Source organism: Polaromonas sp. (genome assembly GCF_029945895.1).
Classification (GTDB): Bacteria; Pseudomonadota; Gammaproteobacteria; order Burkholderiales; family Burkholderiaceae_C; genus Polaromonas.
Map to the genome: position 1 here is coordinate 137,786 of NZ_JAQSDL010000080.1, position 23,862 is coordinate 161,647.

Genomic DNA, 23,862 nt, shown 5'->3' on the forward strand with positions numbered 1-23,862 from the left:
GACGGACCCCTGTCAGGGGCCATCCGCCTCATGCACCAGCAGGTCGCCGGGTTGGCAGTCGAGAAACTCGCAGATCTTTTGCAAGGTATCGAAACGCACACCCCTGACCTTGCCCTGCTTGAGCAGTGACAGGTTGGCTTGCGTGATGCCGACGTAGGCAGCCAGGTCCTTGGACCTGGCCTTGCGCTGCGACAGCATCACGTCGAGTTTGACGACGATGCCCACGGGCTAGACGAACTGGGCGTTTTCTTCCGCCAGGGCCACGGCCTTGGCCATGACTGCAGAGATCTGCCACACCATGCCGGCAAACAGCAGCGTCAGCAGCTCGTTGCTGCCCAGACCGAGGGACAGGGCGCGCTGGCCAGCCGGTGCGCCCAGGGTCAACAGCACGCTGATCGCCATGGAGCCAAAAAACCCCGCCACCACCGAGGCGAAAACACCCGCAGCGAAACCGCGCAGGTAACGCACATTGCGCAGGCTGAAATACTCGCTCTGGGAAAAGCCCGAAAAGCAGCGCATGGCGCAGACCAGCCCGTAGGACGCGCAACACACCGGCACCATGCCCAGCACCACCACCAGCATGCGCTGCCACAGCTCCACGTCCAGCATGGCTGCCTGCAGCGCCGTCAGGCTGACGCCCGATCGGAGCAACAAACCCTCTGTCGAGGTGGTCACCAGCTGGTAGAGCACGGCCAGCGGCAAGGCCACGGCCAACAGGGCGCAAACCCAGGCAAAGGCACTGTTCAGGCGTTGCACGTCAGGGCGTGCCAGGGTGCTTGCGGCGAATGCATTTTTCATGGGTGACTCCTGTGTCGTGTGGCAAGTATTATGGCTTTAATTATCTGTAATACAATAATTTTTATCTGTAAAACATTGATTTTTACCAAATAACGTCATCATCTCCCCGGCCAGAAAGTCTGGTAAGGTCAAGTGCACCCGGACGTTTCAGCACCGCGCTTCAGCACCACTTTTCCTCCCGACCCTCCACCACCCCGATGTCTTCTTCTTTCTCTGCCTCTGCCAAAACCCCTCCCCTGCAGGCCCTGCAGGGCATCCGCATCCTGAGCCTGGCACTCAACCTGCCGGGCCCGGCCGCGCTGATGCGTTGCCGGCAGATGGGCGCCACCTGCATCAAGCTCGAGCCGCCCTCGGGCGACCCCATGGGTCTGTACAACAAGCCGGCCTACGCGCAACTGCATGAAGGCGTGAAAGTGCTGACGGCCGACCTGAAAACCGACGCCGGCCAGAAGGCGCTGCACCGCGAACTTGAAAAAACAGACGTGCTGCTCACCTCCTTCCGTCCTTCGGCGATCGACAAGCTCGGCCTGGGCTGGAAAAAAATCCACACGCTCTACCCCGCGTTGTCGCATGTCGCCATCGTCGGCGCGCCCGGCGCCCGCGCCGAGGAACCCGGCCACGACCTGACCTACCTCGCCGACAACGGCCTGGTGCCCGGGCTGGAGCTGCCCGCCACGCTGTACGCCGACATGAGCGGCTCGCTGATGGCGAGCGAAGCTGTGCTGCAGGCGGCGCTGCAGCGGCAGGAGCCGTATGCCGGATCGGGTGACCCGCATCCGCGCGGAGCCTTCATCGAAGTGGCCCTGTCCGACGCAGCGGCCTACCTGGCGCTGCCGCGCCAATGGGGCCTGACGCAACCCAGCGGTTCGGTCGGCGGTGCACATGCCGGCTACCGCGTCTACCCCTGCCGGGACGGCCGCGTGGCCGTGGCCGCGCTGGAGCCGCACTTTGCCGCCGCCCTGTGCGCCGCCGCAGGTGTGGAAGCGGCAACCATCCAGGCCATGTTCGCGCCCGCCACGCATCAGGCGATAGCGGCTTTCATGCTCACACAAACCCGTGCGCAACTGGACCAGCTGGCAGCGGAGAAAGATATTCCGTTGCATACGCTGGTCGCTTGATTCAGCAACTGGGCAGTACATGAGAAAACAGGGAACGGTCGCGCGCTGGGATGCAGCACGCGGCTTCGGTTTCATCCGCAGCCCAGCGTCCGGGAACGATGTGTTTTTCCACAAGCAGGACTTTCAGGGTGCACTTCCTCCGCGCGAAGGCTTGGCTGTGAGCTTCGAGGAAGTACACGTGGGTGGCAAGGGCCCACGCGCCATGGCCGTGCAGACGACAGATCACAGAGGCCATGCACCCGGGCGATCGTTGCCAGCATCTCGCGCACGCCAGCCAGCTCCGCCAGCAAGCCGTCGCACCCCCACGGCCCATGGCAAGCCACTACAAAACCCGCGCCATTCGCGCACACCCTCTCCATCGGCGCCCGCCGGCCCTCTGCTGCTGCTCTTGCTGACCTGGGGCGCACTGCTCACCTGGGGCGTGTGGGCAGGCCGACTTCCGCTGCTGGTGCTGCCCGCCGCGCTGCTGTTGAACCTCGTGACCTTCTTCGTTTACTGGCTCGACAAATACGCAGCGCAACAGGGTCGCTGGCGCACGGCAGAAAACACGCTGCACCTGTTCAGCCTGCTGGGCGGCTGGCCCGGAGCCTGGTTCGCCCAGCAACTGCTGCGCCACAAATCCAGCAAGGCATCGTTCCGCGCGACCTACTGGGCAAGTGTGGCAGTCCACTTCATGGCTCTGGCAGCCTGGGCAGGTCGCGAATCACTCCGCCGGATGCTATTAAATATATAGCTGCTTGCGCTCTATCCATAAGGGCTGGAAGCCAATATGGCTTCATAAAACAGGAGGCATCACCCAGGGCCTGCGTTGCATGACAACAGGGCGCGTAGGATGGGGGCACCGCCCTGCCTAGGCCCCACCATGACCGAGTTCGAACTCAAGCTTGAAATCCCGCCCGCCCGGCTCGCTTCGGTGGAAGCGGCGCTGCGTCGCGGCATGACACGCACCCAGCGCCTGCGGGCACGTTACTTCGACACGGCAGACGGTGCCCTGGCGGCGCAGGGCGTGGTGCTGCGCCTGCGCAAAGAAGGCCGGCACTGGGTGCAGACCGCCAAGGCCCCGGGCCATCGGCCGCTGGAGCGGCTGGAACACAACGTCACGCTGGGCAGCCGGACCGAAGCCCTGCCCGAGCTGTCACGCCACGACGGCACGCCCGTGGGCGAGCGCATCCGCCAGGCCCTGAAGCACCAGCCCGACGCGGCGGCGCCCGATCTGACCCTGGTCTACGCCACCGACATCGTTCGCCTCACGCGAACCGTGCGGGCGAGCGGCGCGCTGGTCGAGCTGGCGCTGGACCAGGGCCACATTGCCGCCGGCGACAAAACGCTGCCAGTGCGCGAGCTGGAGCTCGAGCTCAAGCAGGGCAGGGCCGCTGGCGCTGTCGCATTGGCCGCCGGCTGGTGCGCCAGGCATGGCCTGTGGCTCAGCAGCGTGAGCAAGTCCCAGAAGGGCCAGCGCCTGGCCCTGGGCCAGGACTTCGGCGCGGCCGTGGGCGCCGAAGCGCCGCGTTTTTTGCGCCAAGCCTCGGGCCGCGAGGTGGCCGCCGCCGTGGTGGCCGCCTGCCTGGACCAGGTGCTGGCCAATACCAGCGACGTGGCCGGCGGTTGCAGCGACCAGGAGAACATCCACCAATTGCGCGTCGGTCTGCGCCGGCTGCGCACCGCGCTGCAGGAACTAGGCGCCCTCGCTGGCGGCTGGGGCGATCAGGGCGATGTATGGAAGGCGGCGCTGGCCAGCGTGTTCCGCGCGCTGGGCCAGCACCGCGACCGCGACTACCTGCTCGGCAAGCTGCAGACGCAGATCGAAGCCGCTGGCGGGCCGGCGCTGGACTGGCAGGACACACTGGGCGCCCTGCCTGGCACCGCCGAGTCGGTACGCTCGCCGGCTTTCCAGCAGGCGCTGCTGGGCCTGATCGGTTTTGTTCACGCCGCCGCCGCCGAGGGCGCGTCTGCGCCCGACGACACATCGCCTAAAAAATTCCTGCGCAAGCGCCTCATCAAGCTGCACAAGCAGGTGCTGACGCAGGGCCAACAATTCACGGCCCTGCCCGAAGCCGAACAACACGCGCTGCGCAAGCGCCTCAAACGCCTGCGTTACCTGGCCGAGTTCGCACAACCTCTGTTTGCCAGGCGCAAGGCCGGCGCCTACCTGGCGGCCCTCAAGCCGCTGCAGGACGCGCTGGGCACCTACCACGACGAAGTGGCGGCGCTGCAGGTCTGGCAAGGCCTGTCAGGTCACGATCCGCGCGCCCTGTTCGGCGCAGGCTGGCTCAGCGCGCGCCGCGAGGTGCATGTGCAGTCTTGCCAGCAGGCCTGCGACCTGTTGGCCCGGCAGGCCCGGCCGTTCTGGGACTAGGCGTCTGTCGCCCGCCGCAGCGCCAACAGCAACATCGCAGCACCCAGCAACAAGGCTCCCACGCCCTGCCGCCCCGTCAAGGGTTCGGCAAACAGCCAGGCCGCCGCCAGCGCCGCCACCAGCGGTTCAATCAGCGTCCCCACCACCGCCGCAGTGGGTGACAGCCGCCGCGCGCCCCAGGCAAAAGCAAGGTAGGCAACCGAGGTCGTCGCCACACCGGTATAAGCCACCTGCAGCCAGGCCGTGCCATCACGCGGCCAGGTGATGCCCTGCGCACCGGCCAGCACAAGCATCAGCAGCGCCGCCACCGCCATGCCCCAGGCCGAGGCGCTGACGGCCGGCACATGCACCGGCATGCGTGCATTGCCCAGCACCACCAACGAGTACAAGGCCGCCGAGGCGAACGACCAGGCCAGGCCCGCCGCGTAGTCCTTAGGTAGACGCAAGGTTTCGGCTGGCAGCACAATCAACGCGACGCCAACCAGCGCCAACACCAGCGCCGACAGCAGCAACCCGCTGGCCCGCTCATAACCGCGCAGCACCGAGAGCAGCGCCACCATCACCGGCGCGCAGCAGATCGAAATCACGGTCGGCAAGGCAGCACCGATATAGGCCACGCCCATGAACCAGCAGGTCACGTTCATCGCCATCGCCAGACCGGTAAGAACAACCAGCGCCCTCTCCCGCCACGGCAAGTGCCGCCATTGACCGGCGGCCGGCGTGGCAGCCATCTGCCGCCAGTGCCACCACCACAGCAGCGGCAAACCCAGTGCAAACCGCGCCAAAGACAAACTGAACGGCGACATGCCGCCGCCCTCCATCACAGACTGGGCAACCAAAGCGCCCACACCCCACAAGACGCCCGCAAGCAGGACGCCACCCCAGGCCAAAGCGGCCGATGTTCGGGAATTCATGAAAAAAGATCTCCATCCGTGCGCCTGCTGCAAGGCTGTATGCAGCCAGGAAGGAGAAATGCAGGCAGGCGCGTCAACTCATGGCCACGCGCTGTTGTTCTTTGTCAATCAGAACAAGCGCGGCCGCATGCGCAGCCCGGCGCGAAGCCGGGCGCAGTGCGAGTTAGACGGAAGGGGGAGACAGTTGGAGATGCATGGCGGAAATGATAGTCAAAATTTTTCCTACTCATAGCGTTCGCATTAGCATGCCATTATTGGGGGAAAAGCGGATAGCCAACAGCCAGTCTTGAGAGAAGATTGTTCAACAATACCAAAAGGAGAGGGAATGAACAGAAAATCACGCTGCTGGTCTTTGATAGCACTGAAAATTGATGAACGGCAAATATGCCGGCAACATCGGACAAGATGACGACTTGACGAGGTGCTATCGTTACGATAGCAATGTTCCGAACCACAAACAACTTGCGATTGGAGACTTGGTCTTCATTCGCGACCTGAAGACGCTTGTCGGGATTGCGCGCATTACGGGAGTCGCCTCACACAAGATGGAGAAAACCCGAGCTCGATGTCCCGTTTGCAATATCACTGATTTGAAAAAGCGGGAAACCAAGCTACTTATGTGGCGATGCAGTGCTGGGCATGAATTTGCATCACCCAATCAGAAAATTGATTTAGTAGACGGATTTGAAGCTACATATGCGGACAGCTTCTTATCGACCCCCGACGCGACTCCCGTGGCAGTACTCAAAGCGGCCGCATTACGACCGAATGACCAACTCTCTATAGAGGAAATAGATCTCAAAAACATTGAAGCAACATTGACCAAAAAATTCCCAAAATCACAGGAAATTTTGGCTCGATTTGCAGCCGATATGGTTCTGGCGCCAGAAGACGCCGACCATGATCCCGCTCCGTTTGAACCAACGATGTCGGATGAACGTATCCGAATACTGAAAGCAATAAAGCTAAGGCGGGGGCAGAGTCAATTCAGAAAGAAGTTAGTGAAGAGGTATGGCAGATGCGTAGTCTCAGGGTGCGAGCTTTTGGACCTATTGGAGGCGGCACATATTCATCCTTATCTCGGAGAAAAAGATAACCATATCCAAAATGGACTGTTGCTACGCGCAGACCTTCACACCTTGTTTGATTTGCATCTGATGGCTATCGATCCAATCTCCTTTCTTGCACATTTTCATCCCAAAGTTAGTGCTGCTGGATATGCCAGCTTCGATAAAAAACCACTTCATGTAAAGGCTAATGAGGGCCCGTTGCGTAAGTCTTTAGCAACGCGATGGGAAATATTTCTTGAAACTATAAAAATCCCGTAACCCCGTGCCACGAATAAACTTTCTGTCGCGTAAACACACGAAACAAGCGTCCACAAATTCTTCGTTTTCTTAGAAATTACGTGATTTATCCGCAATTTCTATTTCCTCCATTAGAAACCGGAATAGTCGCCCAGCCGGCTGCGACTCCGCCAGATCCACCGGCGCGCACAACACCAGTGACCGCTTGGCCCAGGCATCCGACAGAGGCCGCACAGTCAGCCGCCTGCTGCCAACATCCTTCCCCAGCACAGCCGCCGGCACCACCGCCGCACCCACGCCCTGCTCCACCAAGGTACACATCGCCTCAAAGCTGCCGAGGTTGGCGCGAACCCGCATGGGCTTGCCCAGCTGGGCCGCCTGCAGGCTCAGGTAGGTGTGCAAGGCGCTGGAAGCGCTGTAGCCCACCAGTTCAAGATCAAGCGCCTGTTCAAAAGCCACCGAGCGGCTGCGCGCCAGCGCGTGCCCGCGCGGCAGCACAAGCACCAGCGGGTCGTTGCAGAAAAAAGCTGTCTGCAGCCCGGTCATGTCTTCTGCATCGGACGCAATGCCCATGTCGGTGGCGCCCTGCCTCACCGCCTGCACGGTGAGGGGGCTGGCGCTTTCTTCCACCACCGTGTCGATAGCCGGGTGCTCGCGCAGGAAGGCTGCCAGCAGCGGCGGCAGATGCTGCACCAGGGCCGAGGTGTTGCACATGAGGTGGATTTTTCCGAGCGCACCGCGGCCGTGCAGGGCAAGCTCGCCGCGCAGTTGCGCCATCTGCGCCAGCACGGCGTGGGCGTGGCGCAGCAGCGCTTCGCCCGCCGCCGTGGGCCGCACGCCGCGTGAATGGCGCAGCAGCAGCGCCACGCCGGCCTGCGCTTCCATGCCGCGCAGGCGCGCACTGGCGGCGGCCAGTGTGAGGTGCGAGCGGCTGGCGGCGGCCGTCATGCTGCCGGCCTCGCAGGCATACACAAAAAGCTGAAGGTCGGTCCAGTCGAAACGCATGGAGGGCTCTTTACCGGTGGCTGCACACAGCGCTGAGCCTACCTCAAGCAAAGACAGATGGTCAGGGCGGCGATATCGGGCCACACTGCAATCCCACATTTGAGGAGCAGGCATGTTTGTCCCCGACGTCCACGAGTTCATGCTGGTGAGTTTTGTCTTTCTCGCAGCGGGCGGCGTCAAGGGCGTGCTGGGCATGGGACTGCCGACGGTGGCCATGGGTCTGCTGGGGCTGATGATGCCGGTGGCCGAGGGCGCGGCCCTGCTCGTGCTGCCTGCGCTGGTGACCAACCTGTGGCAGATGTCGCGCGGCGGGCACCTGCGGGCGCTGCTCAGGCGGCTGTGGCCCATGATGGCCGGCGTCTGCCTGGGCGTCTGGTTGGGGCGCGGCTGGATGGCCACACCGGGCGGCCACGCGATGCTGTGGCTGGGCCTGAGCCTGGTCGCCTATGCGCTGGCCATGCTGGCAGGCTTGCGCCTGCCGCCACCCAGGCCGCAGCGGGAAGCGGGCCTGTCCGGCCTCATCGGCACGCTGACCGGCCTGCTGACGGCGGCGACCGGCGTGTTTGTGCTGCCGGCCGTGCCCTGGCTGCAGGCGCTGGGGCTGAAGAAGGACGAGCTGACGCAGGCGCTGGGCCTGTCGTTCACGGTCTCCACACTCGCGCTGGCCGTGGCGCTGGCCGGAAGCCGCCACCTGAATGCCGACTCGGCTGCGCAGTCATTGCTGATGCTGCTGCCCGCGATGCTGGGCATGTGGCTGGGCCAGAACCTGCGCGACGACCTGAGCCAGGACGGCTTCCGTGCTTGCTTCCTGGGCGGGTTGCTGGTGCTGGGCGGCTGGCTCGTGTGGCAGGGCTGGTAACGCCCGTTCGCTCACTATTTAATAGCTGCTTGCGCCCGCTGCATAAGGGCTGGAAGCCGATTTGACTTATAAAAACCGATGGGAGGCAAACCCAGCAGGGCAGACGGCTCAGCGGCTTTGCGCGGCCAGCTGTGCCTTGAGCGCGGCGTTTTCCGCCGTCAGTTCGCTGATGGTCTGCCTGAGCCGCGCGATCACCCCCTCGAGCGATTCTGGTTCGGTGCGTGCCACGGCGCGGGTTTCGCGCACCTGGCGGGCGGCCTGCTGAAGCTCCTTGCGGCCACCGGCGGCGGCGGCTACCTGCGCCTCGACCGGCAGCGAGGCCACGTTGGCAGCGGCGTTGATGGAAATCGTGCCGGACTTCACTGCCGCCATCAGTTCGGGGGCGGCGGACTTCTGGATCTTCTCGATCTGGCTGATGGTGTTGCTGCTGATACGGGCCGCTTTCGCCACCGCGTCGCGCGTCAGCAGGGGTTCGGGTGCCGGGGCCGGCGTGTCAGCGCCTTGGCCTGGCGCCGAAGACGCGGTTTGCGCGCGTGCCGCCAGAATGTCCTTTTTGCGCAGGGCCAGCACGCCGCGCTGGAAGTCGGACACGCTGCGCCGCCCCAGGTGCTGGTCAATCATCCACAGGTGCACGTCGTCGATGGACTTGAAATGGCTGTTCTGCACGGTGTGGAAAGGAATGCCATGTTGGGTGCAGATGCTGTGGCGGTTGTGCCCGTCCACCAGCACGTCGCCCCACAACACCAGCGCGTCGCGGCAACCTTCGGCCAGCAGGCTGCGCTCTAGGGCCTCGCGTTCATCGGTCGTCAGCGGGTCGATGTAGGCAAGCAGTTCTTGGTTGACCGTGATGTTCATGGTGAGTTCGTCAGGATGTCTGGCAAAAACGTCTCCCGCCCTCCACGCATGGAAGGCCGGGTCGTCAAAAAAAAGGGGAAGTCACGCGGCAGCAGCAAAGTGCGGCCCGGTGCATGACAGTCGGCGGGGGCAGACGGCAGGAAGCGCCCCGGGCAGGATCATAACGAGGATCAGCCGTCGGCCGGAGTTCACGCGCCGGCACGGCGCAGATCGGCAGGCATGGGCGGGTGCATGAACCAGCGGCGCGGCTGCCAGTGCCTCCCTGGCCGAGGGTGCAGACTGGGCGACTGGAAACGCCCTGACTGAAAGCTTCAAGCAAAAAAGGCTTTCAGCCCTTGCCCGTTGGGCGCCAGCAGCTATTAAAACAGTAGCATTCTCGACAGCCCATCCTGCGACCGCCCTTCCACAGGGCAAGCTCAGGGCGAACGCCAAGGGAAGCGCTGAACAAGTCCCCTGCGGCGCTTCCTTAGCGCGCCGCCGGCAGGCGCCCCAGCACCTTCTCAAGCGCCAGGCCGATCGCAATCAGCCGCCGGTCGCTGCCGGCCGGTCCGTCCAGTTCCAGCCCTGTCGGCATGCGGCTGCTGGCGCCCAGACCCATGGGCAGCTGGATGCCGGGAATGCCGGCGTTGCTGCCGGGGTCGGTGTTCTGGATGAACAGGCCGAAGTTCTCCAGGCTGCTGGCTTCGGGCGTGGCGGGCAGCGCGGTGCGCGGCACGGTGGGGAACACCAGCGCATCGAGCCGCTGGCTGGCAAAGGTGTCGGCATACAGCTTGACCAGCGCTGGCCGGTGTACCGTCATGGCGGCCTGGTAAATGGGCGCGGCATCCACCAAACCGTTCGGCCCGGGCAGCTTGCGCGGAATCACCAGCGCGTCGTAAGTGCCTTTCACATCCGGGCTGGCGATGCTTGCTGCCATCTGGCCGATGCTGACGCCGGTGTTGTATCTGGCCAGGTAGGCCACCATGTCGTCATACGCTTCGTACAGCGCCAGGGGAAAACCCACCTTGCCGTTGAGCTCGGCCAGTTGCGGCATGGCGACATCGACCACGGTGACGCCCGCCGCTTTCAGCCGGGCCAGCGATGCTTCCCAGGCGCCGCGCGTGTCGCTGTCGAGGTTGGCCAGGAAGCCAGGCACCACGCCGAGGCGAACACCTTTGAGGTCTGCAGGCAGCAGCGCAGGCGCACCCGTGACCACGCGGTCCAGCAGCTCCACGTCGGCCATGGCCACGGCCATCGGGCCGGCCGTGTCTCGCGTGTGTGAAATCGGTGCGATGCCGGCCTGCGGATAACGCCCCATGCTGGGCCGCAGCGATGCACAGCCATTGAGTGCGCAGGGAATACGCAGCGAGCCGCCGGTGTCGGTGCCCAGTCCGGCGGGCGCCATGCGCGCGCCCAGCGCAGCCGCGCTGCCGGCCGACGAGCCGCCTGCCATCTTTGTCACGTCATAGGCGTTGCGCACGCCGGGCTGGGGGCCGGTGTTGAAGGCCGGGTTGTAGCCCGAGATACCAAAGGCCAGCTCATGCAGGTTGGTCTTGCCGAGCAAGATGGCGCCGGCGTCACGCAGCTTCTGCAGCACGGGTGCGTCGGCAGTGGGCACAAAGTTTTTCAGCGCGGGGGTGCCGGCCGTGGCGGGCAGGCCCCGCGCCTGGATGTTGTCCTTGACCACGATGGGCACGCCCTGCAGCGGCAGGCAGGCGCCGCCCGCCGCACGGCGCTGGTCGGCCGCGCGCGCGGCCCGCAGGGCGCCGGTTTCGTCCAGCGTGACAAAGGCATTCAGCTCGGGCCGGGCTTTGGCGCGCAGCAGGTAGGCCTGCACCAGCGCCTCGCTGCTCAAGGTGCCGCTGCAGATGCGGGCCGCGGCTTCGGTGGCGGTGAGTGTGTCGATGTCGGGCGCGCCACGCAGGCCGCCCGGGCCGCTGCAGGCTGAAAGTGCGGCTGCGGCGGCCAGGGCGCTGCAGGCGTATGGAAGGGAAAAACGGGCCATGGTCACTCCAGTGGGTTCAGTTGTTGCAGCGCGATCATGGCGGCTGCCGCCCCGGCTGTCTGTCATCGAATTCGATGACACGACGGATTGACCGTGGCCGGCGTTGGCGCTAGGCTTGCCGCACCACCCGGTTCCCCCTGTTCTCCTTGAGAGGTCCGCCATGTTCCTGTCCAGCACCGAGCAACGCGCACTGGCCACCTGCTTTTCGCTGCTGGCCGAGGACCTCAACGAGCGGGAAATCCGCGAGCGCATGGGCCAGGCCACGCTGGCGCTGTTCCGTGCGGACCACTTCGCCTCCTACATCTGGAGCGCGCCCCTGGGCCGCTTCGCCCACCCCGTGGCCATCAACATGGACCCGGCCAACCTGCAGCGCTACGAGGCCTGGTACCAGTACCGCGACCCCATCACCTTCGCGCTGCAATCGCGCCGCCACGCCACCCTGGTCAGCGAGGTGATGCCGCGCAACGAGTTCCTGAAAACCGAGTTTTTCAACGACTTCCTGGCGCGCGACGGCCTGCACTGGGGCATCAACCTGCATGCCTTCGACGGCAATGAGGCGCTGGGCGACCTGCGCATCTGGCGCGGGCGCGGGGGCCGCGAGTTCAGCCACCACGACCAGCAATTGCTGGACCTGATCGAGCCGGCGTTCACGGCCGCACTGCGGCGCGCGCGGCGCTCGCTCCCGGCCCAGACCACACCGCCGCTGCCAGCCTTGAGCCGGCGCGAAATCGAGGTGGCGCGCTGCGTCTGCCGCGGCCTGACCGACAAGGAAATTGCGCGCGAACTCGCCATCGCCCTGCCCAGCGTGCGCACCTACCTGCAGCGTCTGTTCGACAAACTCGGCGTGCACCGCCGCGCCGGCCTGGCGCAGCTGGCGGAACGGCTGCACTGACCACGGCGGCCGGTCACACCCTGAAAGTGGCCTGCAGCCTCCGTAAAACATTCGCTTACAGCCATCAAAGCAATAGCAGCTCAGGGGCGCCGGCGCTATGTATCCCCGGCCAGCCTGCGAAATGCATTCGGGAGCGGCTTACACGGCGTTATTCCTGCGTGGTCTCGGCATCGGCCAGCGAAGAACGGATGGTATGCAACAACCTGCCGCTGAACGTCTCGGACTGGCTGAAGAAACCCATCGACGAAAACCAGCTGGTGCTGGCCCTTCGCCACGCCATCAGCCGCATGGCCGAAGGCAAGCCGCGCATCCTGCATGTCGAGGACGACTTCGACATGCAGCGCATCACCGCTGCCATTGCCCAGAACATTGCCGTCTTCGAGTTTGCCGCCATACCCGAGGGAGCGCGTGCGCGGCTACGGGAGCGCCCTTTCGACCTGGTGCTGCCGGACCTGGCCTTGCGTGGCGCTTCTGGCTGGGAGGTGTTAGCAGATGTCGAGGCGCTGGAACCGTCACCGCCGGTGGTGGTGTTTTCGGCCACGGCGCTCAATCGTGCCGAGGCCGGCAGATTCGCTGCCGTGCTGGTCAAAACCCAGACCCCGAACGACGAAGTGCTGCAAACCCTGCAGCGCGTGCTTGCCCAGGCGCATGCCGCCGGCCCGGCACCGGTCTGAGCGACCGGGTCGTTCACCAGGGCTTGTCAGAAACTCCTGAATTGATAGCTGCTGGCGACCGCCACAAAAAGGCTGCAGGCCCTTTTTACGCGAAGGCCTGACTTCGACCCGGCAGACTCAGCTCTGCAGCAGCAGGCTGATCTGCTGGTCTTTGCGCTCCCACATGTCGGCAAGCCATTGCTGGAAACGCATGCGAAACTCCGCCTCGGCGGCGTAGTCTCCCTCGCTGAACTCGGGGGGAATCGGCAGCTGCTGGGCGCGCACGATGATGCGGGGCGCCTGGCCACAGAGAAACTGCCAGAACGACGGCGCACCAGCCGGGTAGACAATGGTCACGTCGATCAGCGAGTGAAATTTTTCGCCCATGGCGTTGACTGCCAGCGCCAGCGCGCCGGCCTTGGGCTTGAGCAGATGCCGATAGGGCGAGGCCTGCGACGCATGTTTGGCGCGCGTGAAACGTGTGCCCTCGGCAAAGTTCATCACGCTGGTGGGCACCAGCGCAAATTTCTCGCAGGCGCGTTTGGTGGCCTCGCGGTCCTGCAGGCGGCGCTCGGGGTGTTTGCGCAGGTCGGCCTTGGTGTGGCGCTTCATGAAGGGAAAGTCCAGCGCCCACCAGGCCAGCCCGATGACCGGCACCCAGATCAGCTGCTGCTTGAGGAAAAACTTCAGCATGGGAATGCGCCGGTTCAGCACATGCTGCAACACAAAGATGTCCACCCACGACTGGTGGTTGGCATTGACCAGGTACCAGCCCTCGTAACGCAGCGCGTCCACACCGGCCACGTCCCATCGGGTAGCCTGCGTCAGCCGCATCCAGCCACTGTTGCAGGCGATCCAGGCAGTGGCAATCGCGTTGAGCATGGGGTCGATGCGCACACGCACCGCCTTGAAAGGCAGCACCAGCTTGACCAGCGACGCGGCGAACAGCAGCGTGCACCAGAACAGCGTGTTGATGACCAGCAGAAGCAGCGCAATCACACCGCGGAAAATGGAAGGCAGAAATCCGAGCATGGGCAGTTCAAAAACATGAATTGTTGCCCGTCCGGGCATGTCCGGCCTTGTGAAAGGTCAAAGGCAGCGCAATGGACAGCGCAACGGACAGCGCGAAGGGTGATGTGAGCCGCTCCTCTTTTGATAGCTGCTTGCGCTCCATGCACAAGGGATGGAGGCCGATTTTCCTTAAGAACACGCCGGGCACGCATGGCAGGCCAGCGCCCGCCGGACCCGGTCAGTCGCTGGCTTCACCCGTCAGTTTCTGCTCATAACCAAAGGCGTTGACATGGGTGACCGCCACCTTGTTGCCGGTGAACTTCAGAACGTAACGCACCGTCTCGGCTTCCTCTGGCTGACGCACCAGCACGCTCAGGGTGCCGGGGTCGGTCCAGCTGGCCTTGCTGACGAAAACGGCGCCGTCGGTGGCATCGGCTGGCGCGAATTGCCCGTTCAGTCCAAGCGGCATCGACACCCTTTTTGTGTCGCTGCTGCCGCGTGCCACGAAGCTGACGATCTCGTAAGACGGCGATGCACCCAGGTGCAGCGTGAATTCCCTGAGGCCCAGGTTGTTCGGTGCCAAGCGGTAGGTCTTGCCTGAAATGGCCTGGGCCAGGGCAGGTGCGGCTGCCGCCAGCGGTTTCTCGCTGGCGACCTCGTTGGCACGCTGCGCCAGCAAGGCAGCACCGTCCGGATTGGGGGCCACCGCCTTGTCTGATTTCACGGCCCCGTCGACCAGGTCAAGCATCTGGTCGACGGGGTAGCTCTTCCGTCCGGTCAGCGCAACAACCACACCGGTCTGCGGCAGCACCAGAATGATCTGCATGTGGTAACCCACAGCCATATAAGCCTTGCGCGCAGGAATGGTCCACCACTGGTCGCCGTAACGCAGGTCGGTGGTGGCCGAAAGCATCATCGGCACCTTGGCCTGGTAGACCTTGTCCACCCAGCTGTGCGGGACGATCTGTGTTCCCTCCCACTCGCCGCCGCGCAGGTACAGGTAACCGAGCTTGGCCATGTCGCGCGTCTGCAGGTACAAGCCAAACCCGCCGGTGGCGATCCCCTGCGGGTCTTTTCGCCACTGCTCACCTGAAATACCCAAGGGCCTGAACAGCTGTTGCGCCGCGAAGTCGGGCACGGCCATGCCGGTCTGGCGCGTCAGAATGGCGGCCAGCAATTGTGAATTGCCGCTGCTGTAGTTGAAGGTCGTTCCCGGCGCCTGCGCCATCGGACGGTCCAGCACAAACTGCACCCAGTTCGGGCTGCGCAGCATCTCGAGCAGGGAATCAGGCCTCTGGTCCGTCAGGGGTTCCTTCCAGTCCAGGCCCGAGCTCATGTCGAGCAGGTGCTGCACCGTCATCGCCTTTTTGCGTTCGTCCACATGGGCAATGTTGCGGTCCGCAAAAAACTCCAGCACTGGCCGGTCGGTGCCGGCCAGCTTGCCCTGCTGGATGGCAATGCCCGTGAGCGCCCCCACCACGCCCTTGGTGGCCGAGTTGAGTCGGTGTCGCATGCCGGGCTTGAAAGGCGCGTAATAGGCTTCAACCACCAGACGGCCGTGGCGCGTGACCACCAGGCTGTCCATCTCGTTGGCGGCACCAAAGTCCACCAGCGCTGCCAGCGCACGCGAGTCCATGCCCTGCTCTTCCGGTGTGGACGTTTCCCACTTCTGGGTAGGCCAGGGTCCCTTTTGGGTCTGTGCGCCCAGTGGCATGCAGAGCAAGGTGGCGGCGATGAGGGCAAGACAGTGTCTGGCGGACGGGCGCATGTTTTCTCCTCCGGAGATGCTGTGTCGTATGGTAGCCGAGCACATTCGCGCGGCGACATCGGCCATCACGACCGGGAAACATGCCCTCCCGAGGGATGGCCAGCCTGCACCTCAGGGAACACGAACGCTCAGGGAATGCGACCTCAGCCACGCCGACCCCAAGCGCCGCTGGCCAACGCCACGCCGCAGGCCACCAGCGCGCTGGCGACCAGGGTGCCGGCACCCAGCGGCTCACCAAGCAGCCAGGCCGCGCCAAGCGCCGTGCTCAAAGGCACCAGCGCGGCCGACAGCGAGGCCCTGGCCGCACCCAGCTTTGCAATGGCAATCATGTACGTGACCAGCCCCAGAAGACCAGCAATCACGCCCTGCCCCACTGCCTGCCAGGCCACGTCGGTCCACGGAGCCGTCAACAGGCGCGGCGCTCCGAAAACCAGCAACACGGGCAAAAGCAGCAGGCTGGACCACGCGTTGATGACCGCCGCACCTTGCCACGGCGTGAGGCCGCTGCCGCGAAACGCCAGCGTGTACATGGCCCACGCCATGGCAGCCAGGATGAACAGCAGGTCACCAAGCCAGGTTTGTGCGGCATGGGCCAGGCTGCCTGCGCCGAACACGGCCAGGCCGGCAACGATCAGCAGCAGGCCCGCCAGGCGCGGGCCGGTGATTCGCTCGCCATGCGCGAACCGCGCACCCAGCGCGGTGAACAGCGGCACGCTGCCGGCCATGAAGATGCCCATGTGTGCGGCCGGGGCCCACTGCGCGCCGGCCAGCACCAGCAGACCGAAGGGCAAACCACCCCCCAGCACAAACAGGCCCAGCCGACGGCGCGGCAGGCCCTGCGGAAACAAACCGGTCTGGATCAGCAGCGGCAGCAGCACGAGCGCGGGTACGCCGTAACGCAGCACGGCTATCTCCAGCGGACCCAGTGTGGTGGTGACGCCGTGGCGTGAGGCAATTTGCCAGCCGCTGCCGATCAGGGCGGCGGCCAGCGCGGCCAGAAGGCCAACAGCAAGGTGACGGTTCATGGTTGCAGTCTGGCAGCGCGGGCCGACGCCGGCTATCAGATTCCTGCGCTTTGCGTGCTGACCGGTTCAGGCCGCGAGTTCGCGCCGTGCCTGCCCGGGCGTGATGCCCAGCTCGCGCACAAAGACCGCGCCCAGGTGGCTCTGGCTGCTGTAGCCGAGTTCATGCGCCAGTGCAGCAAGGTCGCGTTCGCCGTCTTCCAGCCGCTGCAGCGCCGCAGCCAGGCGCAACCGCTGGCGATAAGCGTGCAGGCTCAGACCCGTGTGTTGCCGGAAGCAGCGGGCCAGGTGAAACGGCGAACTGCAGGCCGCGTCGGCCACGTCATCCAGCGTCCAGGGCATGGCACCCGCGGCCGCGGTATGCGCGACCATGAAATGCCGGGCGCGCTGCACGGCTGCGGCAGAACGCCCTTCACCGCGCATCGCGCGGGTTGCCCGAGTCAACAGGCCCTGCAGCAGTGCCTGCGTAAGTTCGCCACCGCTCTCGTCGCGCTCACGGCCCGATGCCAGCGCACGCCAGTGCCGCCGCAGCCGCCACAAGGCGCGCGGCGTCAGCAGCCAGGCATCGGGTGGCGGCAGCGCATGATCGGTGCCCGGCTGCGCGCTGACAACAATGCTGCTGCGTGCTGCGTCGACGCAGGGTTTCATCTGGTAAGGCTGGCGGGTGGGCAGGCACAAAGCGGTCACGCCGTCGAGCAGCACGCTCTGCCCGGCCATGCGGAACTCGGTGGCGCCGCTGGCCGGCAACACCAGTCGCCGGGTCTCCACTTCATAGCTGGGGCTCCATTGCGTGGACGGACTGCGCAGGACGACGCGCTCCACCTTCAGGGTGGCCGTGCGCTGCAGCAGGGTACGGTCTTGGGGCATGTGCCTCACTATAGATCGCGGCGAGCGCCACCGGTTGCAGAAATCAAAATGCTCCTGATTTGATAGCTGCTGACGCCCACAAGAAAAGGGTTGGAAGCCTATTTTTTTTCTCAAATCAAGCCGAAATCGCCCTCAACGCGCCTTGCGTACGAACGGCTTGCCACCGGGCTTGCCCGAGCCGTTGTCGCGCGGCGGCAGGCCGGTGTGCTGGGTCAGGATGCGCCCCTTCACCGGTGCCACGGGTTTCAAGGCCACCGTTGTCGAGTTTTTCTTGCGCGCACTCACGTAGCCGCCGTCGGTCATGGGCTGGAAGGTCGGAATCAGGTGGTGCTTGCCGTTGCCGATCAGGTCGGCGCGGCCCATGGCTTTCAGTGCCTCGCGCAGCAGCGGCCAGTTGTTGGCGTCGTGGTAGCGCAAAAAGGCCTTGTGCAGGCGGCGGCGCTTGTCACCGCGCACGATGTCCACCGTCTCGCTGTCGCGCGTGATCTTGCGCAGCGGATTTTTGTTGGTGTGGTACATCGTCGTGGCGGTGGCCATGGGCGACGGGTAAAAGGTCTGCACCTGGTCGGCGCGAAATCCGTTTTTCTTGAGCCAGATTGCCAGGTTCATCATGTCTTCGTCGCTGGTGCCGGGGTGCGCCGCAATGAAGTAGGGAATCAGGAACTGCTTCTTGCCGGCTTCGAGGCTGTACTTCTCGAACAACTGCTTGAACTTGTCATAACTGCCGATGCCGGGCTTCATCATCTTGGTGAGCGGGCCCTGCTCGGTGTGTTCGGGCGCGATCTTCAGGTAACCGCCGACGTGGTGGGTCACCAGTTCTTTCACATACTCGGGCGACTGCACGGCCAGGTCGTAGCGCAGACCGGAGCTGATCAGGATTTTCTTCACGCCCTTGAGCGCCCGCGCGCGGCGGTACATCTGGATCAGCGGGTTGTGGTTGGTGTTGAGGTTCTGGCAGATGCCCGGGTAAACACAGCTCGGCTTGCGGCAGGCGGCCTCGATCTCGGGCGACTTGCAGCCGATGCGGTACATGTTGGCGGTGGGCCCGCCCAGGTCGGAAATGGAGCCGGTGAAACCCTTGACGGTGTCGCGGATCGCCTCGATCTCGCGGATCACCGAGTCTTCCGAGCGGCTCTGGATGATGCGGCCTTCATGCTCCGTGATGGAGCAGAAGGTGCAGCCGCCAAAACAGCCACGCATGATGTTGATGGAGAAACGGATCATCTCCCAGGCGGGGATCTTGGTGGCACCGTCGTGGCTGCCGTTTTCGTCCTGGTAGACCGGATGCGGGGCGCGTGCGTACGGCAGGTCGAACACATAGTCCATTTCGGCCGTGGTCAAAGGAATCGGCGGCGGCGTGATCCACACGTCGCGCGCGGTCGCGCCCTCGCCGTGCGCCTGCACCAGCGCGCGTGCGTTCCCGGGGTTGGTCTCCAGGTGCAGCACGCGGTTGGCGTGGGCGTAGAGCACGGCGTCGCTTTTGACCTGCTCGTAGGACGGCAGGCGGATCACCGAGCGGTCGCGCGGCGGGACCTTGATCTTGCCCTGCATGTGCGAAAGGCTGGGGTTGGGGACGAAGGTCAGTGGCTTGATGGCCGGGTTGGCCTGCGGTGGCTTGACCACTTTGTCCAGCAGCGGCGAGCCTGCCGATTCGGCCTGGGCCGCGACTTCAGCGGCCTCGTCCTCACGCGCACAACTGGCGCCCTGCTCTTTGGCCTGCTCCGAAATCATCAGGTAAGGGTTGACATGCGCCTCGACCCGGCCTGGCGCGTCCACGCTGGTGGAGTCGATTTCGAACCAGCCTTGCGCACTCTCGTCGCCGGTGCGGCGGATGAAAGCCGTACCGCGGATGTCGGTCATGGTGGCAACCGGCTCCTTGGCGGCGATACGGTGGGCAATTTCGACAATCGCGCGTTCGGCGTTGCCGTAGAGCAGCAGGTCGCACTTGGCGTCCACCGCAATGGAGCGGCGCACCTTGTCGGACCAGTAGTCGTAATGGGCGATGCGGCGCAGCGAACCTTCGATGCCGCCCAGGATGATGGGCACGTCCTTGTAGGCTTCGCGGCAACGCTGGCTGTAGACGATGGCAGCGCGGTCGGGCCGCTTGCCGCCTATGTCGCCGGGGGTGTAGGCGTCGTCGCTGCGGATTTTTCGGTCCGCCGTGTAGCGGTTGATCATCGAGTCCATGTTGCCGGCGGTCACGCCGAAAAACAGGTTCGGTTTGCCCAGCGCCTTGAACGGGTCGGCGCTTTGCCAGTCGGGCTGCGCGATGATGCCGACGCGAAAGCCTTGCGCCTCAAGCATGCGGCCGATGACGGCCATGCCGAAGCTCGGATGGTCCACATAGGCGTCGCCGGTGACGATGATGATGTCGCAGCTGTCCCAGCCCAGAACGTCCATCTCGGCCCGGCTCATGGGCAAAAATTTCGACGTGCCGAAGCGGCTGGCCCAGTACTTCCGGTAACTGGTCAGGGGTTTGGCGGCGCGCGCGAAAAAGGAGACGTCGATGGGGGCGTTCATGGGGACCTAAAGAGGACCTAAAAGGGCAACCTTTGATTTTAAGGTTTTAAGCCCACTTGTGCTCCCCAGATGGGTACTTCGCACCCCGAATCAACCTCAAACCAGCCGATTCGGCGTTTAAACGACTGTTTCAGGCCCGGGCATGGGCAATCAGCCGGTCCAGCATGCGGCCCAGCTGCTGCTGCTGCGTGGCCGACAGGCAGCCGAAGATCTCCTCATTGCGCCGCGCGATCAGCGCCATCACGCGGCTCCACAAGCTCTGGCCGGCCGGGGTCAGCGTCAGCACCACGCCACGGCCGTCGGAGGTGCTGGCCTCCTTGCACACCAGGCCGCGGTCCACCAGCGCCTGGGCCGCCCGGCTGGCCTGGCCCTTGTTGAGGTTGGCCCTGGCCGCCAGTTCCATGACCGAGAGCGGCGCAAAGTTGCCGATGGCCGCCAGGCAGCGCGCCTCGCCAACCGGCAGGCCGAAGGCGTCGGCATAGGCGTTGCTGCTGAACTTGTCGGTCAGCTTGTTGACCAGGTGCAGCCGGTAGGTCAGGAACTCGTCCAGCCGCGGGGTGCCGGCGGGTTTAGGCGGCATCACCGGCCCCGGCGGCACACTGTGTCTGGGCGTTGGCAATCAGGGGCAAGACCTGGTCGGCATCTTCAAAGCGGCTCATCAATGACAGGCTCAGCATCGCCAGCAAAAGCGGCGCCCGGGCCCCGCCCACCTGGGCCAGGGCTTCACAGAGGGCGGAATAACTCCGGTCAAGGTCGGCATCGGTCATACGGCGAATCCTTTCTGTTCGAGGGCGGCCAGCAGCGGCGCCGGGTCCAGGCCGCGCCAGCGGCCCATCACATAACCGTCGGGGCGCACCAGCACCAAAGCCTCGGCACTGGCGTCGGGCAAGCCGTAACGCTGGCGCGCCTGGCCCAAGGTGTCGGCCTCGGGTTCTATCGCCAGCACCGCCACGCCGTGGTCCGGCAAGTCCCGCAGCGCATCGGGCAAAGCGCCGTCGGCGAACACCAGGCACAGCATGTCGCGGCCGAAACATTGCGTCAGATGCAGCGGGCCGTGCGGGCCGGCCAGCAGGGCCTCGGGCGCGGGCGCGCCGGGTGCGGCCATATCGCTGGCCCACGCGCCGGCTTGCGCCACATTCAGCGGTGAGTCCACATAGGTGATGGGCGAGGACTGGCGCGGGTTGATCAGCGGCCGCACCTTGTCGTCGCTGAGCGCCAACCGCAAGGTGGCCTCACGCATGAGCTTGAAGGCAAAGTTGGGCGGCGCCATGAACTCGGTGCTTTTGGCGCCGTAGGCGATGTTCTCGCGCGCGGCGTGTACGCGTTCGGTCGAATACGAGTCGAGCAGCTTGTCGGCTGCCCTGCCCTCGATCACGGCGGCCAGCTTCCAGGCCAGGTTGCCGGCGTCATCGAGCCCGGAGTTGAGACCGCGCACGCCGAAGATCGGCACCAGGTGCGCGGCGTCCCCAGCAAACAGGACGCGGCCGTGGCGGTAGCTGTCCAGGCTCAGGCATTTGGCGTTGTAGATTGAGATCCACAGCGGCTCCCAGGGTTCGTCCTCGCCGATCATGCGCAAATGGCTTTGGACACGCGGCAACACATTCTCGGGTTTGACCGCTTCAACCGGGTCTTCATCGTCACGGATCTGGTAGTCGATACGCCAGACATCGTCGGGCTGGCGGTGCATCAGGATGGTGGAGCCCGGGTTGGACGGCGGGTCGAACCAGGCCAGACGCTCGACCGCTCTTTTTGTCTTTTGCACGATGTCGACGATGACGTATTTTCCGTCGTACTGCGTGCCCTGCAGCTGCAGGCCGAGCTGCTCGCGCACGGTACTGCGCCCACCGTCGCAGGCGACCACCCAGTCGGCGCGCACGGTATGGGTGCCGTCCGGGCTTTCCACGTCCACCTCGGCGCCGTCCGCCAGCGGCCGTACGGCCGTCACGCGGCTGGACCAGCGAACGTCCATCTGCGCCGTACCGGCACGGTGCGCAAACTCCTCCACATAAAACTGCTGGATGTTGACCATGGGCGCAAAACGCTGGGTTGGCTCGCTGGGCATCTGGAAATGCAGCACCTCGGCGTCGCGCCAGTAGCTGCGCCCGCCCACCCAGGAAAGGCCCTTGTCCACCAGCGGCCTGTCGGCGCCGATCCAGCCGAGGATTTCCTGCGAGCGGCGCGACATGCAGATGGCGCGGCTGCCGCTGCAGTAGGCTTCATCAGCCTCCACCACCAGGCATTCGACGCCGTAACGCGAGAGCAGCGCGGCCAAAGAAAGACCGACCGGTCCGCCGCCGGCAATCAGCACCGGAACGCGGTCCGGGAAAGGGGAAGTCATGGAGGTCATGGGCATCGGTCTGGTTGGTTGCGGACACAACTATAAATCAAAAAGACAAAGTGGTTGCAGGCGCAACCAGTTGGGCATTGCCATCCGGACGTTTCCCGCCAGCGCAGCTGGCCCGCTGCACAGGCTAGCGCGGAGGGGGCGGGGTTCGCATCTGGCCGATCAAAGAAAGGGAGCGCCAGGTGTTGCTGACCATGATGCTGCAACAGACGCAGAGGATGGTTGCCGTGTTCCGCGGCATCCCATCCACAAGCCCGAAAACCGGTGGTTTCGCCCTCAGGCCCAGGACGACGGTGTCAAGGCTGAGCGGCCGGGGGGTGAAAGCAGCGAGCCGAAGCGCAAAGGGCCATCTGGGCTGTCGTCGCGACCGATGAAGGCCTGCGCCGGATTCACCTGGCCTGGCTCCCGCACGGGCTGGACTGGCTCACCCGGCGGTAACTCGATCACCTCGGGCGACGGCTCCTGTACAGGCGGCATCACCGGCGGCGGGCTACCGGGTGGCAGGTGGGCCTTCCAGGCGGGAGGAGTGGGATGAAGGCTCATGGGACGCTTTTCCGCAGGGGTGCCGCGCAGATGTCAGCGCCGGCGGCGGTTGACCGCAGATCGCAGCAGCGCGGCGCCCAGGGCGCCCGCCGCCAGCGCGAGCAACGCAGACTGCCCGGGCCTGCGCGCCACCTGACCGGCCAGTGCTGCGCGGTAACGCCCCAGCACACCCGTGGCTCCCGCACCTTCGCCGGCGGGTGCAAGAATCCCGTCCGAAGCGGGGTTACTCAGCACAGCCTGTTCGGCCGACTGCAGCACCTCGTCGTTCAGCGGCCGCGACGGCGCATCGGACCCGTTGTTTTCTTCTTCGTGGCGTGGCGTGATCATCAAGGCAATTTCTCCAGGTCGTATCCGGATCTTCCGGGTCGCTAAAACGAATGTGTGAACAAGGGCGACGTCAAACCCGGCCGTGTCCCCTTGTTGCAGTTCTGAAACTTTAAGAGGCCTGAGCGCTGCGGCCTGAGGGAAAGCCCGGTGTCGCGCTGTAGGAGGATGTCCCGGCCGCAGCCGCGGCAGGGGCACGGCATGGGACAACGTTTGAGCGAACCACCTGGCAGTCAGGCAGTGCGACGCATTGAAGTAAGACCCGTCTTACAACGGCTCGCGACGGCCCTTACAGCCACTGGCGCCGCCCAACTACGCCCCCCGGCTGCTCTGGCTTCTAAGCTGCGATTGCTCATATGCAATGTTTCCCCACGGTTCTTTGTTCCACCGATCACTTCTCATGAGGACACCCGATGGCGCTCACAGCATCCTCCCCCACCAACGCACCCGGTACCCAGGGCACGCGGCGGCGGCATTCTCCTTTCGAACCGGCGGTCTGGCTGGTAGGCGCCCTGGTCTGCCTGGGCGCTCTGTTGGCCATGTTGCCCGATGGCATGGGCGAATCGCTGCAAACGTTTATTGCCTGGCTGATGGTCGCCTTGGTGGCGACACTGGCTGTGATGATGATTGTCAGAGGGCTGGAACGTCTGCTCGACTGCGAGTCCAGTTAGCGCCCCGTCATTTGCCGCAGGGACGTCCTGTCCGGCCGACAACCCCCACTT

Annotated in this window: 24 protein-coding genes and 1 pseudogene; 9 read left to right on the forward strand and 16 right to left on the reverse strand. The window is 64.8% G+C overall.

The features are described from left to right. Window positions 1–12: 12 nt before the first annotated feature. Window positions 13–225 (reverse strand): helix-turn-helix transcriptional regulator, encoded by a 213-nt coding sequence (locus tag PSV33_RS10180; protein WP_300561196.1) that lies wholly within the window; start codon window positions 223–225, stop codon window positions 13–15. 3 nt (window positions 226–228) lie between these two features. After that, entirely contained in the window at window positions 229–798 is a 570-nt protein-coding gene (locus PSV33_RS10185) for a DUF2975 domain-containing protein (protein WP_300561198.1), read from the reverse strand. A 197-nt stretch (window positions 799–995) separates the two neighbouring features. Here PSV33_RS10185 and PSV33_RS10190 point away from each other — a divergent pair, with 197 nt between their 5' ends. The 4 genes and pseudogenes from PSV33_RS10190 to PSV33_RS10205 all read left to right on the forward strand — a co-directional run bounded on the left by PSV33_RS10190 (window position 996) and on the right by PSV33_RS10205 (window position 4,272). Next, the gene (locus PSV33_RS10190; protein WP_300561201.1) at window positions 996–1,916 is read left to right on the forward strand and encodes a CoA transferase; all 921 of its coding nucleotides are present in this window, start codon (window positions 996–998) and stop codon (window positions 1,914–1,916) included. Window positions 1,917–1,935: 19 nt separating this feature from the next. Further along, window positions 1,936–2,121, forward strand: a pseudogene (locus PSV33_RS10195) (cold shock domain-containing protein); the annotation flags it as partial. Window positions 2,122–2,304: 183 nt separating this feature from the next. Then, complete coding sequence (locus PSV33_RS10200; RefSeq protein ID WP_300561327.1) at window positions 2,305–2,649, forward strand: DUF1294 domain-containing protein; 345 nt, start codon at window positions 2,305–2,307, stop codon at window positions 2,647–2,649. A 129-nt stretch (window positions 2,650–2,778) separates the two neighbouring features. Continuing rightward, window positions 2,779–4,272 (forward strand): CYTH and CHAD domain-containing protein, encoded by a 1,494-nt coding sequence (locus PSV33_RS10205; RefSeq protein ID WP_300561204.1) that lies wholly within the window; start codon window positions 2,779–2,781, stop codon window positions 4,270–4,272. Here PSV33_RS10205 and PSV33_RS10210 read toward each other — a convergent pair. Then, on the reverse strand, window positions 4,269–5,186 hold the full coding sequence (locus PSV33_RS10210; protein WP_300561207.1) for a DMT family transporter: 918 nt from the start codon (window positions 5,184–5,186) through the stop codon (window positions 4,269–4,271). The two genes, PSV33_RS10205 and PSV33_RS10210, sit on opposite strands and share 4 nt — an antisense overlap. A 371-nt stretch (window positions 5,187–5,557) precedes the next feature. On the opposite strand from PSV33_RS10210, the gene PSV33_RS10215 reads away from it, so the two are divergent. Then, window positions 5,558–6,514: an HNH endonuclease signature motif containing protein gene (locus tag PSV33_RS10215; protein ID WP_300561210.1), complete on the forward strand. Its 957-nt coding sequence runs from the start codon at window positions 5,558–5,560 to the stop codon at window positions 6,512–6,514. Window positions 6,515–6,583: 69 nt separating this feature from the next. Here PSV33_RS10215 and PSV33_RS10220 read toward each other — a convergent pair whose 3' ends face one another. Further along, on the reverse strand, window positions 6,584–7,498 hold the full coding sequence (locus tag PSV33_RS10220) for a LysR substrate-binding domain-containing protein (protein WP_300561212.1): 915 nt from the start codon (window positions 7,496–7,498) through the stop codon (window positions 6,584–6,586). 112 nt (window positions 7,499–7,610) lie between these two features. On the opposite strand from PSV33_RS10220, the gene PSV33_RS10225 reads away from it, so the two are divergent. Next, on the forward strand, window positions 7,611–8,357 hold the full coding sequence (locus PSV33_RS10225; protein ID WP_300561215.1) for a sulfite exporter TauE/SafE family protein: 747 nt from the start codon (window positions 7,611–7,613) through the stop codon (window positions 8,355–8,357). Window positions 8,358–8,465: 108 nt separating this feature from the next. Here the strand turns inward: PSV33_RS10225 and PSV33_RS10230 are convergent, their stop codons facing one another. Both PSV33_RS10230 and iaaH read right to left on the reverse strand, forming a co-directional pair. Further along, window positions 8,466–9,212 (reverse strand): hypothetical protein, encoded by a 747-nt coding sequence (locus tag PSV33_RS10230; protein ID WP_300561218.1) that lies wholly within the window; start codon window positions 9,210–9,212, stop codon window positions 8,466–8,468. Between the two features lie 466 nt (window positions 9,213–9,678). Continuing rightward, entirely contained in the window at window positions 9,679–11,196 is a 1,518-nt protein-coding gene (gene iaaH, locus PSV33_RS10235) for an indoleacetamide hydrolase (protein ID WP_300561221.1), read from the reverse strand. Between the two features lie 160 nt (window positions 11,197–11,356). On the opposite strand from iaaH, the gene PSV33_RS10240 reads away from it, so the two are divergent. Together PSV33_RS10240 and PSV33_RS10245 are read left to right on the forward strand one after the other, a co-directional pair. After that, window positions 11,357–12,088 (forward strand): LuxR C-terminal-related transcriptional regulator, encoded by a 732-nt coding sequence (locus tag PSV33_RS10240; protein WP_300561224.1) that lies wholly within the window; start codon window positions 11,357–11,359, stop codon window positions 12,086–12,088. 188 nt (window positions 12,089–12,276) lie between these two features. Continuing rightward, complete coding sequence (locus tag PSV33_RS10245; RefSeq protein WP_300561227.1) at window positions 12,277–12,762, forward strand: response regulator; 486 nt, start codon at window positions 12,277–12,279, stop codon at window positions 12,760–12,762. A 117-nt stretch (window positions 12,763–12,879) separates the two neighbouring features. Here PSV33_RS10245 and PSV33_RS10250 read toward each other — a convergent pair whose 3' ends face one another. The 10 genes from PSV33_RS10250 to PSV33_RS10295 form a co-directional block, all read right to left on the reverse strand. Beyond that, the gene (locus PSV33_RS10250) at window positions 12,880–13,773 is read right to left on the reverse strand and encodes an acyltransferase (protein ID WP_300561230.1); all 894 of its coding nucleotides are present in this window, start codon (window positions 13,771–13,773) and stop codon (window positions 12,880–12,882) included. Between the two features lie 217 nt (window positions 13,774–13,990). Beyond that, window positions 13,991–15,520, reverse strand: a complete 1,530-nt coding sequence (locus tag PSV33_RS10255) for a serine hydrolase (protein ID WP_300561233.1) — start codon at window positions 15,518–15,520, stop codon at window positions 13,991–13,993. A gap of 143 nt (window positions 15,521–15,663) precedes the next feature. Continuing rightward, the gene (locus tag PSV33_RS10260) at window positions 15,664–16,545 is read right to left on the reverse strand and encodes a DMT family transporter (RefSeq protein WP_300561236.1); all 882 of its coding nucleotides are present in this window, start codon (window positions 16,543–16,545) and stop codon (window positions 15,664–15,666) included. A gap of 66 nt (window positions 16,546–16,611) precedes the next feature. Continuing rightward, on the reverse strand, window positions 16,612–17,409 hold the full coding sequence (locus PSV33_RS10265; RefSeq protein WP_300561239.1) for a helix-turn-helix transcriptional regulator: 798 nt from the start codon (window positions 17,407–17,409) through the stop codon (window positions 16,612–16,614). A 132-nt stretch (window positions 17,410–17,541) separates the two neighbouring features. Then, the gene (locus PSV33_RS10270; RefSeq protein WP_300561242.1) at window positions 17,542–19,929 is read right to left on the reverse strand and encodes a YgiQ family radical SAM protein; all 2,388 of its coding nucleotides are present in this window, start codon (window positions 19,927–19,929) and stop codon (window positions 17,542–17,544) included. 130 nt (window positions 19,930–20,059) lie between these two features. Next, window positions 20,060–20,509 (reverse strand): MarR family winged helix-turn-helix transcriptional regulator, encoded by a 450-nt coding sequence (locus PSV33_RS10275; RefSeq protein WP_300561245.1) that lies wholly within the window; start codon window positions 20,507–20,509, stop codon window positions 20,060–20,062. After that, window positions 20,499–20,696: a hypothetical protein gene (locus PSV33_RS10280; protein WP_300561248.1), complete on the reverse strand. Its 198-nt coding sequence runs from the start codon at window positions 20,694–20,696 to the stop codon at window positions 20,499–20,501. The genes PSV33_RS10275 and PSV33_RS10280 overlap by 11 nt, the downstream gene beginning before the upstream one ends. Continuing rightward, window positions 20,693–22,267: an FAD-dependent oxidoreductase gene (locus PSV33_RS10285; protein WP_300561251.1), complete on the reverse strand. Its 1,575-nt coding sequence runs from the start codon at window positions 22,265–22,267 to the stop codon at window positions 20,693–20,695. The genes PSV33_RS10280 and PSV33_RS10285 overlap by 4 nt, the downstream gene beginning before the upstream one ends. A gap of 282 nt (window positions 22,268–22,549) precedes the next feature. Next, window positions 22,550–22,816, reverse strand: a complete 267-nt coding sequence (locus PSV33_RS10290) for a hypothetical protein (protein ID WP_300561254.1) — start codon at window positions 22,814–22,816, stop codon at window positions 22,550–22,552. Window positions 22,817–22,849: 33 nt separating this feature from the next. Continuing rightward, window positions 22,850–23,143: a hypothetical protein gene (locus PSV33_RS10295; RefSeq protein WP_300561256.1), complete on the reverse strand. Its 294-nt coding sequence runs from the start codon at window positions 23,141–23,143 to the stop codon at window positions 22,850–22,852. Between the two features lie 410 nt (window positions 23,144–23,553). Between PSV33_RS10295 and PSV33_RS10300 the strand changes: the two genes are divergently transcribed. Continuing rightward, window positions 23,554–23,811, forward strand: a complete 258-nt coding sequence (locus tag PSV33_RS10300) for a hypothetical protein (protein ID WP_300561259.1) — start codon at window positions 23,554–23,556, stop codon at window positions 23,809–23,811. The last annotated feature ends 51 nt before the right edge of the window (window positions 23,812–23,862 follow it).